This is a genomic window from Oceanicola granulosus HTCC2516, from assembly GCF_000153305.1.
GTDB lineage: Bacteria > Pseudomonadota > Alphaproteobacteria > Rhodobacterales > Rhodobacteraceae > Oceanicola > Oceanicola granulosus.
This window is the reverse complement of record NZ_CH724107.1, coordinates 1677583-1692581: the sequence shown is the minus strand read 5'-3', so window position 1 is coordinate 1692581 and position 14999 is coordinate 1677583. Positions and strand designations below refer to the sequence as shown.

Genomic DNA, 14999 nt, shown 5'->3' with positions numbered 1-14999 from the left:
TAAACCCTCTGGTGCAAAGACGAAGGGATCGACCATGGCCGACGTCAACCGGGGCAACCGGCCCCTCAGCCCCCACCTGACCGTCTGGCGCTGGTCGCTGCCGGCGATCAGCTCGATCCTCACCCGCATCACCGGCAACGCGCTGATCGTCGCGGCGCTGATGATCGTCTGGTGGTTCGTCGCCCTCGCCACCGGCCCCGAGGCCTACGCCCGCGCCAACGGCTTCATCACCTCGTGGTTCGGCGATCTCGTGATGTTCCTGAGTGTGCTCGCCGTGTGGTACCACCTGTTCGCGGGCGTGCGGCACCTGATCTGGGACCAGGGCTACATGCTCGACGTCTCCTCCTCCGAGACCTACGCGACCGCCGCGATGATCGCCTCGGTGCTGCTCACCATCTTCACCGCCATCGCCGTCTGAGGGAGCCGACCATGCCCTACATCACCGACCGCAAGCGCGCCTCGGGCCTCGGCTCGGCCAAGCGCGGCACCGAGAAGCACTGGCAGATGTCGCTGTCGTCGGCGGCGCTGGTCGTCCTCGTGGTGCTGTTCATCTTCACCTTCGGCGGCGCGCTGGGCATGGGCTACGAGGAGGCGGTGGTCTACTACCACCGGCCGTTCCCGGCCATCGTCGCGCTGCTCACCATCGCGGTGGGGCTGCTCCATTTCCGCGGCGGCGTGCAGATCCTGATCGACGACTACACCCGCGGGCTGACCCGCAAGGCGCTGATCGTCGGCACGGCCTGCCTGAGCTACGCCGCGCTCGCCGCGGGCGTCTTCGCCATCGCCCGCCTCGCCCTCTAATCCGTCAGGAGAGCCGTCCGCATGGCCGCATACGAATACGAGACTCACGAATACGACGTCGTGGTGGTGGGCGCCGGCGGCGCCGGGCTCCGCGCGACGCTGGGGATGGCCGAGCAGGGACTGCGCACCGCCTGCATCACCAAGGTGTTTCCGACCCGCTCCCACACCGTCGCCGCCCAGGGCGGCATCGCCGCGTCGCTGTCCAACATGGGCCCCGACAACTGGCAGTGGCACATGTACGACACCGTGAAGGGCTCCGACTGGCTCGGCGACACCGACGCGATGGAATACCTCGCCCGCGAGGCGCCCAAGGCGGTCTACGAGCTCGAGCATTACGGCGTGCCCTTCAGCCGCACCGAGGAGGGCAAGATCTACCAGCGCCCCTTCGGCGGCCACACCACCGAGTTCGGCGAGGGCCCGCCGGTGCAGCGCACCTGCGCCGCCGCCGACCGCACCGGTCACGCGATCCTGCACACGCTCTACGGCCAGAGCCTCAAGGAGCAGGCCGAGTTCTACATCGAGTACTTCGCCATTGATCTGCTGATGAGCGAGGACGGCCAGTGCCGAGGCGTGCTGGCGTGGAAGCTCGACGACGGCACCATGCACGTCTTCGCCGCCAAGATGGTGGTGCTCGCGACCGGCGGCTACGGCCGCGCCTACTTCTCGGCCACCTCCGCCCATACCTGCACCGGTGACGGCGGCGGCATGATCGCGCGTGCCGGGCTGCCGCTGCAGGACATGGAGTTCGTGCAGTTCCACCCGACCGGCATCTACGGCTCGGGCTGCCTGATCACCGAGGGCGCCCGCGGCGAGGGCGGCTACCTGACCAATTCCGAGGGCGAGCGCTTCATGGAGCGTTACGCCCCCACCTACAAGGACCTCGCCAGCCGCGACGTGGTAAGCCGCTGCATGACGCTCGAGATCCGCGAGGGCCGCGGCGTCGGGCCCGACGGCGACCACATCCACCTGCACCTCAACCACCTGCCGCCCGAGACCCTGGCCGAGCGGCTGCCCGGCATCTCCGAGAGCGCCCGCATCTTCGCCGGCGTCGATCTCACCAAGGAGCCGATCCCGGTGCTGCCGACGGTGCACTACAACATGGGCGGCATCCCGACCAATTACTGGGGCGAGGTGCTGAACCCGACCGCCGACGATCCCGACGCCATCGCGCCGGGCCTGATGGCGGTGGGCGAAGCGGGCTGTGCCTCGGTGCACGGGGCCAATCGGCTGGGCTCCAACTCGCTGATCGACCTGGTGGTCTTCGGCCGCGCCGCCGCGATCCGGGCGGGCAAGGTCGTCGACCCCCACATCAGTGTCGCCCCGCCGCCCAGGGCCGCCATCGACGCCGCGTTCGAGCGCTTCGATGGCTTCCGCCACGCCGATGGCGGCACCCCCACCGCCGAGCTGCGCCTCGAGATGCAGCGCGCGATGCAGTCCGACGCGGCGGTGTTCCGCACCGACAAGACCCTCGCCGAGGGCGTCGACAAGATGGAGAAGATCGCCGGCAAGCTCGACGACGTGAAGGTGACCGACCGCAGCCTCGTCTGGAACTCCGACCTGATGGAGACGCTCGAACTCGCCAACCTGATGCCCAACGCGCTCGCCACCGTCGTCGCCGCCGAGGCGCGCAAGGAGAGCCGCGGGGCGCACGCCCACGAGGACTACCCGGACCGCGACGACGAGACCTGGCGCAAGCACTCGCTGGCCCGGGTCGACGGGGCGAAGGTCACGCTCGACTACCGGCCCGTGCACCTCGATCCGCTGACGGCCGAGGACGAGGGCGGGATCGACCTCAAGAAGATCGCGCCGAAGGCGCGCGTCTACTGATGCGGCGCGCCGGGGTCCTCTGCGCCGGTCTGGCGGCGGCCGTGCTGACGGGGTGCAGTCCGCCCTCGCCGCTGCGCGCGGCCCAGGTCTGCGAGGAGCGGGCGGCGGCGGCACAGGGGCCGACGGGCGGCGTCACCATCGGCGCGAACTCGCGCACCGGGGGCTTCGCGTCGGCCCGGATCGGCGTCACCTCCGACTACCTGCGCGGCCGCGATCCCTTGGAAGTCTACGACAGCTGCGTCTACGATCTGACGGGACAGCCGCCGGTGCGTCCGCCGCGGCTGCGCCAATGACAGGAGTGCCATCCATGCTGTCCCGCCTCGTTCCGCTCGCCCCCCTCGTCCTGCTCGCCGCCTGCGCGGCCCCCGCGCCCGGCGACGACCTCGCGCCGCGTACCGTCACGGTAACGGCGCCGCCGGACCCGTCCGAGGCACGCCCCGTCGTCGCCGCCGTGGTGAGCGAGCAGGTGCCCGGCGCGCTCGGCTCCGCCGTGGCCGAGTGCGTGATGACCAACGCCGCCACCGCCGAGCTCGTCACCATCGCCGGCGCCGTGCCCTCCGATCCGAACCCCGATGTCGTGCTGCTGATCGCCGACATCCTGGCCCGTCCAGAAACCGTCGCCTGCGCGACCGCGGCCAACGTCTGAGCGCCGCGCCAGCCTTAACGGGATACACTCATGGTCGAATTCACCCTCCCCAAGAACAGCCGGATCACGGTCGGCAAGACCTGGCCCAAGCCCGAGGGGGCGACCAACCTGCGCAAGGTCACGATCTACCGCTGGAATCCCGATGACGGGAAGAACCCGCGGCTCGACACCTACTGGGTGGACATGGACAGCTGCGGGCCGATGGTTCTCGACGCGCTGATCAAGATCAAGACCGAGATCGACCCGACCCTGACCTTCCGGCGCTCCTGCCGGGAAGGCATCTGCGGCTCCTGCGCGATGAACATCGACGGGATCAACACGCTGGCCTGCATCTACGGCATGGACGAGATCGGCGGCGACGAGATCAAGATCTACCCGCTGCCGCACATGCCGGTGGTGAAGGACCTGATCCCCGACCTGACCCACTTCTACGCCCAGCACGCCGCGATCATGCCCTGGCTCGAGACCAAGACGAACCGGCCGGCGAAGGAGTGGAAGCAGTCCATCGAGGACCGCAAGAAGCTCGACGGCCTCTATGAGTGCGTCATGTGCGCCTCCTGCTCCACGGCGTGCCCCTCCTACTGGTGGAACGGCGACAAGTTCCTCGGCCCGGCGGCGCTGCTCAACGCCTATCGCTGGATCGTCGACAGCCGCGACGAGGCGACGGGCGAGCGGCTCGACCAGCTCGAGGACCCGTTCAAGCTCTATCGCTGCCACACGATCATGAACTGCGCCAAGACCTGCCCCAAGGGGCTCAATCCGGCGCGGGCGATCCAGCACATCAAGAAGCTGATGGTCGAGCGCGCCGTTTGAGGGCCGCGCCGTGAGCGACGACGCCCCCGCCGATGCCGCCGCCCGCCGGGCGGTGGCGCCGGTGCTCGTCTACCCCGCCGACAGCCTGCCGCCGCCGCCGCTGGCGCTCTACGGCACGGCGCTCGCGGGCGCGCGCAAGGTGGACGAGGTGCGCGTCGCCCCGCGCGACGCGGCGGCGGTAAGCCTCGAGGCGGGGCAGTTCCTGCGCATCGTGTCCGTCGAGGGGCCGCAGGTGGGCGACCTCAACCTGTTCCACCGCGACGACCTCTCCGAGCGCTTCTACTCCGGCAAGACCCGCGCGCTCCACGGCACCCATGTCGGCCTCGGCGACAGGCTCTGGTCGTGCCTGCCGCACCTGCGGCCGATGGCGACGATCGTGGAGGACAGCCTCGGCTGGTACGGCACCGATGCCTTCGGCGGGCGCGTGCACGACGTCATCGGCACCCGCTGCGACCCCTATACCGGCCGCCTGCTCGGGCGCGGCGACTACCACCATTGCTGCCATTCCAACCTCACCCGCGCGCTTGCCGACGATGCCGGGCTGTCGCTGGAGGCGGCGGAGGCGCACGTGCACGACGTGCTCAACGTCTTCATGTGCACCGGCTTCGACGCCGAAGGGCGGTACTTCATGAAGGCGAGCCCGGTGCGGCCGGGAGACCACCTGACGCTGTTCGCGGAGATCGACCTGCGCGCCGTGCTGAGCGCCTGCCCGGGCGGCGACTGTGCCGCCGAGCACACCAGCGACGTGGCGCAGTGTCATCCGTTGCTGATGGAGGTCTGGGCCCCGGAGGAGGGTGCGCTCGGGGGCTGGCAGCCGCCCGAACGCAACCCCTATGGCGGCTCGCACGGCCGCTAGGCGGCTCAGGCGAAGGCCGCCTCGAGCGCGATCTCGACCATGTCCCCGAACGAGCGCTCGCGCTGCTCCGAGGGCAGGGCCTCGCCGGTAATCAGGTGGTCGGACACGGTCAGGATCGCCAGCGCGCGCCGGCCGTGGCGGGCGGCGAGGTTGTAGAGCTCCGCCGCTTCCATCTCGACCCCGAGGATGCCGTGCCGGGTCATCTGCTCGTTGAGGTCGGGGCGCTCGTCGTAGAACACGTCCGCCGAGTAGATGCCGCCGACATGGACCCCGACATCGCGCGTCTGGGCGGCCGCGTGGGCAGCGCTCAGCAGCGACCAGTCGGCGCAGGGGGCGAAGTTGAACTCCTTGAAGATGCCGAGCGAGGGGGTGGAGATGCTGCTCGCGCTCATCGCGATGACGATGTCGCGCACCTTCACCTTCTCCTGCATCCCGCCGCACGAGCCGATGCGGATCAGCGTCTGGGCGCCGTAATCGCGGATCAGCTCGTTGGCGTAGATCGACAGCGACGGCATGCCCATGCCGGACCCCTGGATCGTGACGCGATTGCCGCGCCACGTCCCGGTATATCCCAGCATTCCGCGGACTTCATTGACCAGTTCGGGCGCGTCGAGAAATGTCTCCGCCGCCCACCGGGCGCGGTAGGGATCGCCCGGCATCAGAACCGTTTCCGCGATCTGGCCGGGCTTGGCGCCGATATGGATCGTCATCAGATCTGCATCGTGGAGATATCGACGCCCTTGGCCTCGGCAGCCTTGATCCAGTCGGGGCGGCGGCCCTTGCCCGTCCAGGTCTGGTCGGGATTGTCGGGATTGCGGTATTTGGGCGGATTGACCGAACCGGACTTGCCCTTCTTCGCACCACCGGCCGCGGTCAATTCGGAGAGGGAATACCCGTGCTCCCGCGCCGCTTTCTCGGCCGCCTCGAGCGCGAGCTTGCGCTCGTCCTTGGCGAGCTTCTCGAGCTGACGATCGATGTCGCGCTTGAGAGCTTCGAGGTCTTTCCGCGTCATGTCTGACAGGTCAGTCATAGGGTCCATTATCCTAATTCAGTTGCATTCCGGAGCGGCGCAATTCCCAAGAGTTGTAAAGTGCCGCGCGGGAGGCGCCCATCTTAACGCCGGTATTGCACGATACCGTGCCTCCTTCGGCTCGGCAATTCCTTTCTCGCGCAATAGGGGCGGAATGAGCGCTATTCGGGGAAAGTCAGACATTCCGCCTGTGCCATTTTGATACGGTGGCGATCCATATCGTGGACGTTTCGGTAGTCCCAGATCGTCCATTTACACCGCCCGGCACTCCTGCGATTTTGCCCGCCATGACAAGCGACGTGACATTGCCGCTGTGGCTCTTTCTGCTGATCCTGTTGTTCGCGGCCGTCACTTTCGCGTCTCACTTCCTGTTTCCGTCCGTGCGCTGGTTTTTCCGCAAGCGCGCCGAGCGGCTGGTCGCGCGGCTCAATACAAGGCTGGTGCGCCCGATCCAGCCGTTCAAGCTGGCGCGGCGGCACGACATGATCCAGCGGCTGATCTACGACCCGGAGGTGAGCCAGGCGATCGTCGAGCACGCCACCGCGCAGGGCGTGCCGGAGAACGTCGCGTTCGAGCAGGCGCGGCGCTACGCACGCGAGATCGTCCCGAGCTTCTCCGCCGTCGCCTACTTCTCGATCGGTATCCGCCTCGCGCGCTGGCTGGCGAACTCGCTCTACAACGTGCGCATCGGCCGCTATGGCCGCGACGCGCTCGAGGGGGTCGATCCGGACGCGACGGTGGTCTTCGTCATTAACCATCGCTCCAACATGGACTACGTGCTCGTCACCTACCTCGTCAGCGGCGCGACGCCGCTGTCCTACGCGGTCGGCGAGTGGGCGCGGGTCTGGCCGCTGTCGGCGATGATCCGAATGATGGGCGCGTTCTTCATCCGCCGCCGGACACGCAATGCCCTGTATCGCAAGGTGCTGGCCCGCTACATCCAGATGGCGACGCAAGGCGGCGTGACGCAGGCGCTGTTCCCGGAGGGCGGGCTGAGCCTCGACGGGCGGCTGGCGCTGCCCAAGCTCGGGCTGCTGAGCTACCTGCTCGACGATTACGATCCGGACGGGCGCGAAGTGGTCTTCGTGCCGGTCGCGCTTAACTACGATCGCGTGATGGAAGACCGCGTGCTGATCCGCGCCGCGCAGCGCGGCGAGCGCCGGTTCGGGGTGTCGCCGCTGGCGATCGTGCGGACGGTGGGGCGGCATTTCGGCCAGCGCCTGAGCCGCCGCTTCAAGAAGTTCGGCCAGGCCGGGGTGAGCTTCGGCGCGCCGCTGGCGCTGTCGGAGGTGGTGGCGCGGGGCGAGGACGTGGCCGACCTCGGGCGCGAGCTGATGCGGCGCATTGCGGCCGGCATGCCCGCGCCCCCGGTGCCGCTCGTCTCGCGCGCGCTCCTCGGGGGCGCGCATGGCGCGGACCTGGCCGAGGCGGTCGCGGCCGACCTGGCGGTGCTGGACGAGGCCGGCGTGCCTCGTGCGGCGGGCAGCGCGGCGGAGGTGGTGGAGCGGGGCCTGTCGCGGCTGCGCATCCGCGGGCTCGTCGACGAGGCCGACGCGGCGAGCGCGAGCGCAGAGCCGGTGCTGACCTTCTACGCCAACTCGATCCGCCACCATTTCGAGGATGTACCGGCCCTGCGCATTCGTTAACGCGCCGTTTCCGCCGCCGATGGCTGGCGGTCGATTCCAGACACTTGCCGGCCGATGCCTCCCCATTTCTGGCGGAGACGAAAGGGCCAATGGAGGCGCTTGCCCGCCGGTGCTACCTTAGGTTGGTAATGTTTCGTTAACTTCTGCCGGAGAGTGTAGCGGTGAACAACAAGTGGATTCTCGACGTCCTGGCCGATCTGAAAGCCTTCGCGGATGAAAATGACCTGGGCGAGCTCTCGAAGCAGCTCGAATTGACCTCGTCAATTGCCGCGGCCGAAATCGGCGCGCGGCCGGGGAAGTCGGAGGCTTCACGCATGGTGTACGGGGATGGCAGAGACATTGCACGGCATTCTGGCAAGCTTGCAGGAGGCAGATCGGCTTGAAGACCTGCAGCGGCTAACGCGCCATATGCGCGACCGGCTTCGCGTTCGGCATTGCGTTTACCATTGGCTTCGGGCGGAAGGGGAAGAATATCGTTGTGGCACCTATTCGAAGCATTGGCGGCGGCGATACGATCGGCGGTGCTATCGCCGTATCGATCCGGTCGTCATCGACGGCTTTCGCCGGTTCGATCCGGTCGACTGGAAAGAGCTCGACTGGTCGGGCAAGGCAGCGCGCGCCTATCGCCGCGACGCGCTCGATCACGGCGTCGGCAGCCAGGGCTTCTCCATTCCGCTTCGGGGGCCCAATGGCCAATTCGCGCTGTTCTCCGTCACCGATACCACCAGTGACGCGGCCTGGGCCGAATTCACCGCCGCGCGCCAGCCCGACCTGATCCTCGTCGGTCACTATCTCAACCGCAAGGCGCTGGAGCTCGCCGGCCCCACGCTGCCCGCGCCGTCGCGGAGCCTGTCGCCGCGCGAGATCGAGGCGCTGACGTACCTCGCGCAAGGCTACGGCCGCGGCCGGGTGGCGGATGTCCTGTCGATCTCGGAGCATACGCTGCGGGCCTATATCGAGAGCGCCCGCTTCAAGCTCGGCGCCGCCAACACCACCCACGCCGTCGCGCGGGCGGCGATGGAGGGGCTGATCGTCGTCGGGGCCGCGCCGGCGGGCCCCGGCACGCGCGGCGCGGCCGCCGCACCGCCGCGTTAGCCGCGCCGATCGGCGCTGGCCCCCGCCCGAGGGCAGGGATAGTCTGCCGGCCATGACGCTGCCCGCCCTGCAATTCTCCGACGACCAGGCTGTCGCCTGGGACACGATCTCCGACGCGCTGGCGGTTTCCGGCGTCTCGCTCGCCGACGAGACCCTCACACCGCCCCGCGACGGCGCGGAGAACGTGCTCGCGGTCATCGGCAAGGCCGGCTCGGGCAAGACGATGCTGCTCGCCGAACTCTACAAGTCGATGCGCGCGCTCGGCGTCGACATCGTCTCGGGAGACTGGGAGGGCCGCAAGCGCAAGGACCGGCGCACGCTCGCGATCCTCGCGCCGACGAACAAGGCGGCGAGCGTTTTGCGCACGCGGGGCGTGCCCGCCACGACGATCCACCGCATCCTCTACACGCCGGTCTACGATCCGGAATTCGAGAAGGTGGCCGAATGGCTGGCCGGCAATGGCGAGCGGCCGGCGATCGAGGGGCTCACCGACGTCGCGCTCGACCGCGCCCACGCCTCCTACCAGTCCCACGCCTCCGTCCCGGCCGCGCTCGCGGCGGCGGGCCTGCGCGGATCGGACTTCATCACCGGCTGGAAGCGGCGCGAGGAGCCGCTCGATATCGGCTTCGTCGACGAAAGCTCCATGCTCGACGAGAAGCAGTTCGAGGACCTCAAGGAGATCTTCCCGACCCTGCTGCTGTTCGGCGACCCGGCGCAGCTGCCGCCCGTGCAATCGAGCGGCGGGATGGTCTTCGAGAGCCTGCCCGAGAAGCGCGTGCTCGAACTGCACCGCATCCACCGGCAGGCCGAGGACAATCCGATCCTCGACCTCGCCCACGCGCTCGCCGATCCGGCCGTCGACTTCTACGCCTTCGAGCGGATGATCGAGGAGGCCGCGGGCCGCGACGAGCGCGTCGTCTGGGCGCCGCGGGTGGAGGCCGACCTGATGGCCCGCTCGCCCGTCCTCGTCTGGCGCAACGCGACGCGCATCCGCCTGATCCACGCCTTCCGCGCCGCCTACGGCGCGGCCGTCGACGAGCTGCTCGAGGGCGAGCCGCTGATCTGCGACGGCATCGAGCTGCCGCTGAAGCATCGCAAGAAGCGGCTCGACCTCGAGGCCCGCGGGCTGATCAAGGGGGCGCAGGTGGTCTATCTCGGCCCCGGCCGGCGGCCCGGCTTCTCGCGGCTGCACGTGGTGGGCGCGGAGGAGCCGCAGGTCTCGGCGGCGAGCATCGTCAAGATCGAGAAGGAAGGCGAGGAGGAGCCGTTCATCCCCTTCGCCGCCTCCATGGGGGCGACGTTCCTTCACGGCGCCGCCGTGACGATCCACAAGGCGCAGGGCTCGCAATGGGACACGGTGCAGGTCTTCGGCCCCGACATCTACGCCGCCTCGCGCATGGGGCGGATCGAGGCGGGCCAGCCGCTCTGGAAGCGCCTCGCCTACGTCGCCGTCACGCGGGCCGAGCGCGAGCTGCGCTGGGTCATCCGCAACCGGCTCGGCCGCCCCTCCGAGCCGCTGGGCACGGCCGATCTCGCCGCCAGGCCCGCCGCGCCGCTCGAGCTCACGGGAGGAGACGCATGACCAGGACCGCCATCGTCACCGGCGCGAGCAGCGGCATCGGCCGCGCCGTCGCCGAGGGATTGCTCGACAACGGCTGGCGCGTCGGCCTGATCGCGCGCCGCCGCGAGGCGCTGGCCGAGATCGCCCGCGGCCGCGCCGCGATGGTCCTGCCCTGCGACGTCACCGAGCCGACTGCCGTCGCCGCCGCGTTCGGCGAGTTCGCGGCCGCCGAGGGGCGGCTCGACCTGCTGTTCAACAACGCCGGCATCTTCACGCCCGCCGCGCCGATTGACGAGGTCACCGTCGAGAACTGGATGCTGTCGCTGTCGGTCAACCTGACCGGGATGTTCCTGTGCGCGCGCGCCGCCTTCGGGATCATGCGCCACCAGACGCCCCGCGGCGGGCGCATCATCAACAACGGCTCGATCAGCGCCGACCGGCCGCGCGCCGGCTCGGTCACCTACACCGCGGCGAAGCACGGCGTGACGGGGCTGACCAAGAGCCTCGTGCTCGACGGCCGGCCGTTCGACATCGCCGCCGGGCAGATCGACATCGGCAACGCCGAGACGGAGATGGTCGGCCACCTCAAGGAGAAGGCGCGCGCCGCGGGGGTGGAGCCGGAGCCGACAATGGACGTCGCGCACGTCGCCGAGGCGGTGGTCGCGATGGCGGAGCTGCCGCTGTCGGCCAACGTGCTGTGGCAGACGATCATGGCCACCAAGGCACCGCTCATCGGGCGCGGCTGAGGCTCAGCTCTGAAGCGCGCGGAAGGCGGCCGAGGCCCCCCAGCCGGCGCTGATCGCGATGACGAGCGACAACAGCCCGTAGACGAACGGCTGCTCCTGGCTGAGCGCGTGGAGCCAGCGCTCGAGCCCCACCTTCTGCACCGCGATGACCGCCTCGTAGCTGTCCACCACCTCGCCCTCGCGCGTGAGGAAGATGCGCGTGGCGTAGTTGCCTTCGGTGAGGTTCGCCGGCAGCGAGATCGAGGTGGAGAACAGCGTGTCCTCCTCGAGGTCGATGGTCTCCTCGAGCACCTGGTAGTCGCCCGCGGCCGCGCGGATGCGGATCAGCGCTTCGCGGAAGCTGCGCGGGTCGGAGATGCCCTCGATATCGCCCACGGCGCGGATCGCGCGGGGAATCGAGATCGAGTGGCGCAGGTCTTCCGTCCAGGTCACCACCTCGCGCAGCGGCCCGGTGGTGGCGACCGCGTAGAAGGAGGGGGCCGCGTCGATCACCATTCCCTCGGTGTTCATCCAGATGCCCGCCACCCGGTCCTTGCGGCGCACCACGAGCCGCTCCGACGGGCCGGCGACGGTGATGACCACCTCCAGCGCGGCGCCGTCGGGAACGGGGCTCTCCCGCCGGACGGCGCCGAAGATCAGGATCTCGGAGCCGTCGAACGTCGCGGTGATGGCGACCTCGTTCTGGCTGAGCCCGAGGACGACCGTCTCGGCGCGCGCGGCGGGAGCGAGGAGCAGGAGCGCCAGCAGCAGCCGGATCATCCGATGCCCTCCGGATCGAGCGAGTAGACCTCGCGCGGCGTCAGGACGAGGTCGAGCCCGAGCTTGAAACAGACCGCGAGGACCAGCCCGGCGAGCAGGATGCGGAGCTGTTCCGCCCGCATCCGGGCTCCGATCCGCGAGCCGAGCTGCGCGCCGACGACGCCGCCGAGGATGAGGATCACCGCGAGCGCCATGTCGACGGTGTGGTTCGTGGTGGCGTGGAGCAGGGTGGTGAAGGCGGTGACGAAGATGATCTGGAACAGCGAGGTGCCGACGACGACCTTCGTCGGCATGTGGAGGAGGTAGATCATCGCCGGCACCATGATGAAGCCGCCGCCGACGCCCATGATCGCCGAGAGCACGCCGACGGAGAGCCCGATGAGGATCGGGGGGATGACCGAGATGTAGAGCCCGCTGACGCGGAAGCGCACCTTGAGCGGCAGGCTGTGCGCGAGCCCGTGCCGCCGCCGTCTCGGCACCGTGCCGGGGCGGCTCGCGCGGCGCAGGGCGGAGAGGCTCTCCATGAACATCAGCCCGCCCACGATCCCGAGGAAGATCACGTAGCAGAGGCTCACGAACAGGTCGATCTGGCCCAGCCCGCGCAGGTAGTTGAACAGCAGCACGCCCAGCGCCGAGCCGACGAGGCCTCCCGCCAGCAGCACCGTTCCCATCTTCAGATCGACGGTGCGGCGTCGGAAGTGGGCGAGCACCGCCGAGACCGAGGCCGCAACGATCTGGTTGGCCGAGGTGGCGACGGCGACGGCGGGCGGGATGCCGACGAAGAACAGCATCGGGGTGATGAGAAAGCCGCCGCCGACGCCGAACAGGCCGGACAGGATGCCCACGATCCCGCCGATGCCGAGCAGCAGGAAGGCGTTGACCGAAACCTCGGCGATAGGCAGGTAGATCTGCATTCCGCTACGTTGCCCCGCGGCGCGGCGGGCTGCAACGGGCCGTCATTGCTGCAACATCGGTCTCTCCTCTACTGTGGCCGCCCGATCCGGCGCCGGCGCAGAAGCAACATGACCTGAAAGTCCTGACATGAAGTTAAGGCCGGCACGGGCGCCGGCGCTTTTTTCAGCGCTCCTTCACGTACGGCTGCCCCCCGGCCCGCGGCGGGATCGCCTTGCCGACGAAGCCGGCGAGGATGATGACCGTGAGGATGTAGGGCAGGGCGTCCATGAACTGCACCGGCAGTTCGACGAGGCCGAGGTCGATGTTCTGGAAACGCAGCGCGACCGCCTGCAGGAAGCCGAACAGCAGGCATGCCGACAGCGCGTACCAGGGCCGCCACTTGGCGAAGATCAGCGCCGCCAGCGCAATGAAGCCCCGCCCGGCCGTCATGTCCTTCACGAAGCCGGCCTGCAGCGCCGTGGCGAGATAGGCGCCCGCGAGCCCGGTCAGGATGCCGCAGATGCCCACGGCGGCGTAGCGCAGGCCGACGACCGAGACGCCGGCCGTGTCGACGGCCGCCGGGTTCTCGCCGACCGCCCGCAGGCGCAGGCCGAAGCGCGTCTTGAACAGGATCCACCATGTCAGCGGGACGGTCAGGAAGGCGATATAGACGATGATCGTGTGGCCGCTAAGCAATTCTTCATAGATCGGCCCGATAAAGGGGGTGCTCTCGATGGCGTCCGCCCCCGGCAGGGTGATTCCGTTGAAGCGTGCGTCGCCGGAGATGTTCGGCGTCCGGCCGCCCTGGCCGAACCAGTCCTGCGCGATGACGACGGACAGGCCGGCGGCGAGGAAATTGATGGCGACCCCGGAGATGAGCTGATTGCCGCGGAACGTGATGGAGGCGAGGCCATGGATACCTGACAGCAGCAGAGACGCGCCGATCCCGGCGAGCAGCCCGATCCAGACCTGCCCCGTCGTGTAGGCGACGGCGCCGGACATGAAGGCCGCGGCGAGCATCTTGCCCTCGAGGCCGATGTCGAAGATGCCCGCCCGCTCGGAGAACAGCCCGGCGAGGCACGCCAGCAGCAGCGGAACGGCGAGGCGGATGGTGGAATCGAGGATCTGGACGATCGTGATGAAATCCATGGGTCAGCTCCTCGCGACGGCGCTGGTGGGCAGGAAGGACCGGGTCATTGCGCCCCCTCCGCGCTCGTCGACTTGCGATCTGGGGCCGGTGGCTGGCGGCCGGCGGCGACGAACAGCTTCTCGAGCGGCATCCGGATCATGTTGTCGAGCGCCCCGGTGAAGAGGATCACCAGCGCCTGGATGACGACGATCAGCTCCCGCTGGATATTCATCCAGAGCGCCAGCTCCGCGCCGCCCTGGTAGAGGAAGCCGAAGAGCACCGCCGCGAGGAACACGCCGAAGGGATGGCTGCGGCCCATGAGCGCGACGGCGATGCCGATGAAGCCCGCGCCCTCGGCGGCATTGAGCACCAGCCGCTCGGCCTCGCCCTGGACGTTGTTGATCGCCATGCAGCCGGCAAGTGCGCCCGAGATCAGCATGGCGATCATGATGATGCGCGTCGGGGAGATCCCCGCGTAGCGCGCGGCGGGTTCCGAATGGCCGAAGGCGCGGATCTCGTAGCCGAGACGGGTGCGCCAGATCAGCGCCCAGAGGGCGAAGCAGGCGAGGATCGCTATGAAGAAGGAGACGTTGGCCGGCGCCGCGTGCGACCACTCGATGCCGAAGACGCCGAAGACGTCGCCAAGCGTCGGCAGGTGCGTCGCCTCGGGAAAGGACGACGTCGCCGGCTCCTGGCCCGGTGCCTTGAGGGGCCCGACGAGCGCCCAGTTGAGCAGCGCGGCCGCGATGAAGTTGAACATGATCGTCGTGATGACGATGTGGCTGCCGCGCTTGGCCTGGAGGTAGGCCGGGATCGCCGCCCAGGCCGCGCCGAAGGCACCGGCGGCGACGATCGCGGCGATGAGCGCGATGGTCCAGTGCGGCCACGGGATGTAGAGCAGCACGATGGCGACGCCCAGACCGCCAAGCAGGGCCTGCCCCTCGCCGCCGATGTTGAACATCCGCGCGTGGAAGGCGATGGCGACACAGAGGCCGGTAAAGATGAAGTTGGTGGCGTAGTAGAGCGTGTAGCCCCAGCCGTAGGTCGAGCCGAGCGCGCCCGAGACCATCAGCTTGAGCGCTTCCACCGGGCTCTCGCCGATCGCGAGGATCACGAGCGCCGACAGGATCGCCGCCAGCAGCAGCGAGATCAGCGGGATCAGGACGACGTCCGCCCATTTCGGCATGCGTTCCATC

18 protein-coding genes are annotated in these 14999 nt (G+C 69.1%); 12 read left to right on the top strand and 6 right to left on the bottom strand.

Annotation, left to right across the window (positions count from 1 at the left end; genetic code table 11):
• Positions 1-34 precede the first annotated feature (34 nt).
• Genes sdhC through OG2516_RS07975 form a run of 7 tightly spaced genes read left to right on the top strand, consistent with a single transcriptional unit; the run spans position 35 to position 4943 of the window.
• Entirely contained in the window at positions 35-418 is a 384-nt protein-coding gene (gene sdhC, locus OG2516_RS08005) for a succinate dehydrogenase, cytochrome b556 subunit (protein ID WP_007255140.1), read from the top strand.
• Positions 419-429: 11 nt separating this feature from the next.
• On the top strand, positions 430-801 hold the full coding sequence (locus OG2516_RS08000; protein ID WP_007255139.1) for a succinate dehydrogenase, hydrophobic membrane anchor protein: 372 nt from the start codon (positions 430-432) through the stop codon (positions 799-801).
• A 21-nt stretch (positions 802-822) separates the two neighbouring features.
• Positions 823-2628 carry a succinate dehydrogenase flavoprotein subunit gene (gene sdhA, locus OG2516_RS07995; RefSeq protein ID WP_007255138.1) on the top strand — a complete coding sequence of 602 codons (1806 nt, stop codon included), beginning with the start codon at positions 823-825 and terminating at the stop codon, positions 2626-2628.
• Positions 2628-2921 (top strand): hypothetical protein, encoded by a 294-nt coding sequence (locus tag OG2516_RS07990; protein WP_007255137.1) that lies wholly within the window; start codon positions 2628-2630, stop codon positions 2919-2921. Before sdhA ends, OG2516_RS07990 begins: the two co-directional genes overlap by 1 nt.
• 14 nt (positions 2922-2935) lie before the next feature.
• Positions 2936-3274, top strand: coding sequence for a hypothetical protein (locus OG2516_RS07985; protein ID WP_007255136.1), 339 nt, complete (start codon positions 2936-2938; stop codon positions 3272-3274).
• Positions 3275-3304: 30 nt separating this feature from the next.
• Complete coding sequence (locus OG2516_RS07980; RefSeq protein WP_007255135.1) at positions 3305-4087, top strand: succinate dehydrogenase iron-sulfur subunit; 783 nt, start codon at positions 3305-3307, stop codon at positions 4085-4087.
• A 10-nt stretch (positions 4088-4097) separates the two neighbouring features.
• Positions 4098-4943 carry an urea carboxylase-associated family protein gene (locus OG2516_RS07975; protein WP_007255134.1) on the top strand — a complete coding sequence of 282 codons (846 nt, stop codon included), beginning with the start codon at positions 4098-4100 and terminating at the stop codon, positions 4941-4943.
• Positions 4944-4948: 5 nt separating this feature from the next.
• Here the strand turns inward: OG2516_RS07975 and deoD are convergent, their stop codons facing one another.
• A complete protein-coding gene (deoD, locus tag OG2516_RS07970; RefSeq protein ID WP_007255133.1) occupies positions 4949-5653 on the bottom strand; it encodes a purine-nucleoside phosphorylase in 705 nt (234 codons plus the stop codon).
• Positions 5653-5973: an H-NS histone family protein gene (locus tag OG2516_RS07965; RefSeq protein ID WP_040615023.1), complete on the bottom strand. Its 321-nt coding sequence runs from the start codon at positions 5971-5973 to the stop codon at positions 5653-5655. The genes deoD and OG2516_RS07965 overlap by 1 nt, the downstream gene beginning before the upstream one ends.
• A 287-nt stretch (positions 5974-6260) precedes the next feature.
• Here OG2516_RS07965 and OG2516_RS07960 point away from each other — a divergent pair, with 287 nt between their 5' ends.
• From OG2516_RS07960 to OG2516_RS07945, 5 genes are all read left to right on the top strand, one after another.
• Entirely contained in the window at positions 6261-7619 is a 1359-nt protein-coding gene (locus tag OG2516_RS07960) for a 1-acyl-sn-glycerol-3-phosphate acyltransferase (RefSeq protein WP_040615022.1), read from the top strand.
• Positions 7620-7780: 161 nt separating this feature from the next.
• The gene (locus tag OG2516_RS20410; protein ID WP_192808363.1) at positions 7781-8002 is read left to right on the top strand and encodes a hypothetical protein; all 222 of its coding nucleotides are present in this window, start codon (positions 7781-7783) and stop codon (positions 8000-8002) included.
• Positions 7947-8714: a helix-turn-helix transcriptional regulator gene (locus OG2516_RS07955; protein WP_050769123.1), complete on the top strand. Its 768-nt coding sequence runs from the start codon at positions 7947-7949 to the stop codon at positions 8712-8714. Before OG2516_RS20410 ends, OG2516_RS07955 begins: the two co-directional genes overlap by 56 nt.
• Positions 8715-8766: 52 nt before the next feature.
• Positions 8767-10296 (top strand): ATP-dependent DNA helicase, encoded by a 1530-nt coding sequence (locus tag OG2516_RS07950; protein ID WP_007255129.1) that lies wholly within the window; start codon positions 8767-8769, stop codon positions 10294-10296.
• On the top strand, positions 10293-11021 hold the full coding sequence (locus OG2516_RS07945) for an SDR family oxidoreductase (protein WP_007255128.1): 729 nt from the start codon (positions 10293-10295) through the stop codon (positions 11019-11021). Before OG2516_RS07950 ends, OG2516_RS07945 begins: the two co-directional genes overlap by 4 nt.
• 3 nt (positions 11022-11024) lie before the next feature.
• On the opposite strand, the gene OG2516_RS07940 is transcribed toward OG2516_RS07945, so the two are convergent.
• The 4 genes from OG2516_RS07940 to OG2516_RS07925 form a co-directional block, all read right to left on the bottom strand.
• Entirely contained in the window at positions 11025-11780 is a 756-nt protein-coding gene (locus tag OG2516_RS07940) for a TIGR02186 family protein (protein ID WP_007255127.1), read from the bottom strand.
• Positions 11777-12694 (bottom strand): sulfite exporter TauE/SafE family protein, encoded by a 918-nt coding sequence (locus tag OG2516_RS07935; protein ID WP_007255126.1) that lies wholly within the window; start codon positions 12692-12694, stop codon positions 11777-11779. Before OG2516_RS07935 ends, OG2516_RS07940 begins: the two co-directional genes overlap by 4 nt.
• A 163-nt stretch (positions 12695-12857) precedes the next feature.
• Positions 12858-13823 carry an ABC transporter permease gene (locus tag OG2516_RS07930; RefSeq protein WP_007255125.1) on the bottom strand — a complete coding sequence of 322 codons (966 nt, stop codon included), beginning with the start codon at positions 13821-13823 and terminating at the stop codon, positions 12858-12860.
• Between the two features lie 44 nt (positions 13824-13867).
• Entirely contained in the window at positions 13868-14998 is a 1131-nt protein-coding gene (locus tag OG2516_RS07925; RefSeq protein WP_007255124.1) for an ABC transporter permease, read from the bottom strand.
• Position 14999: the final 1 nt, after the last annotated feature.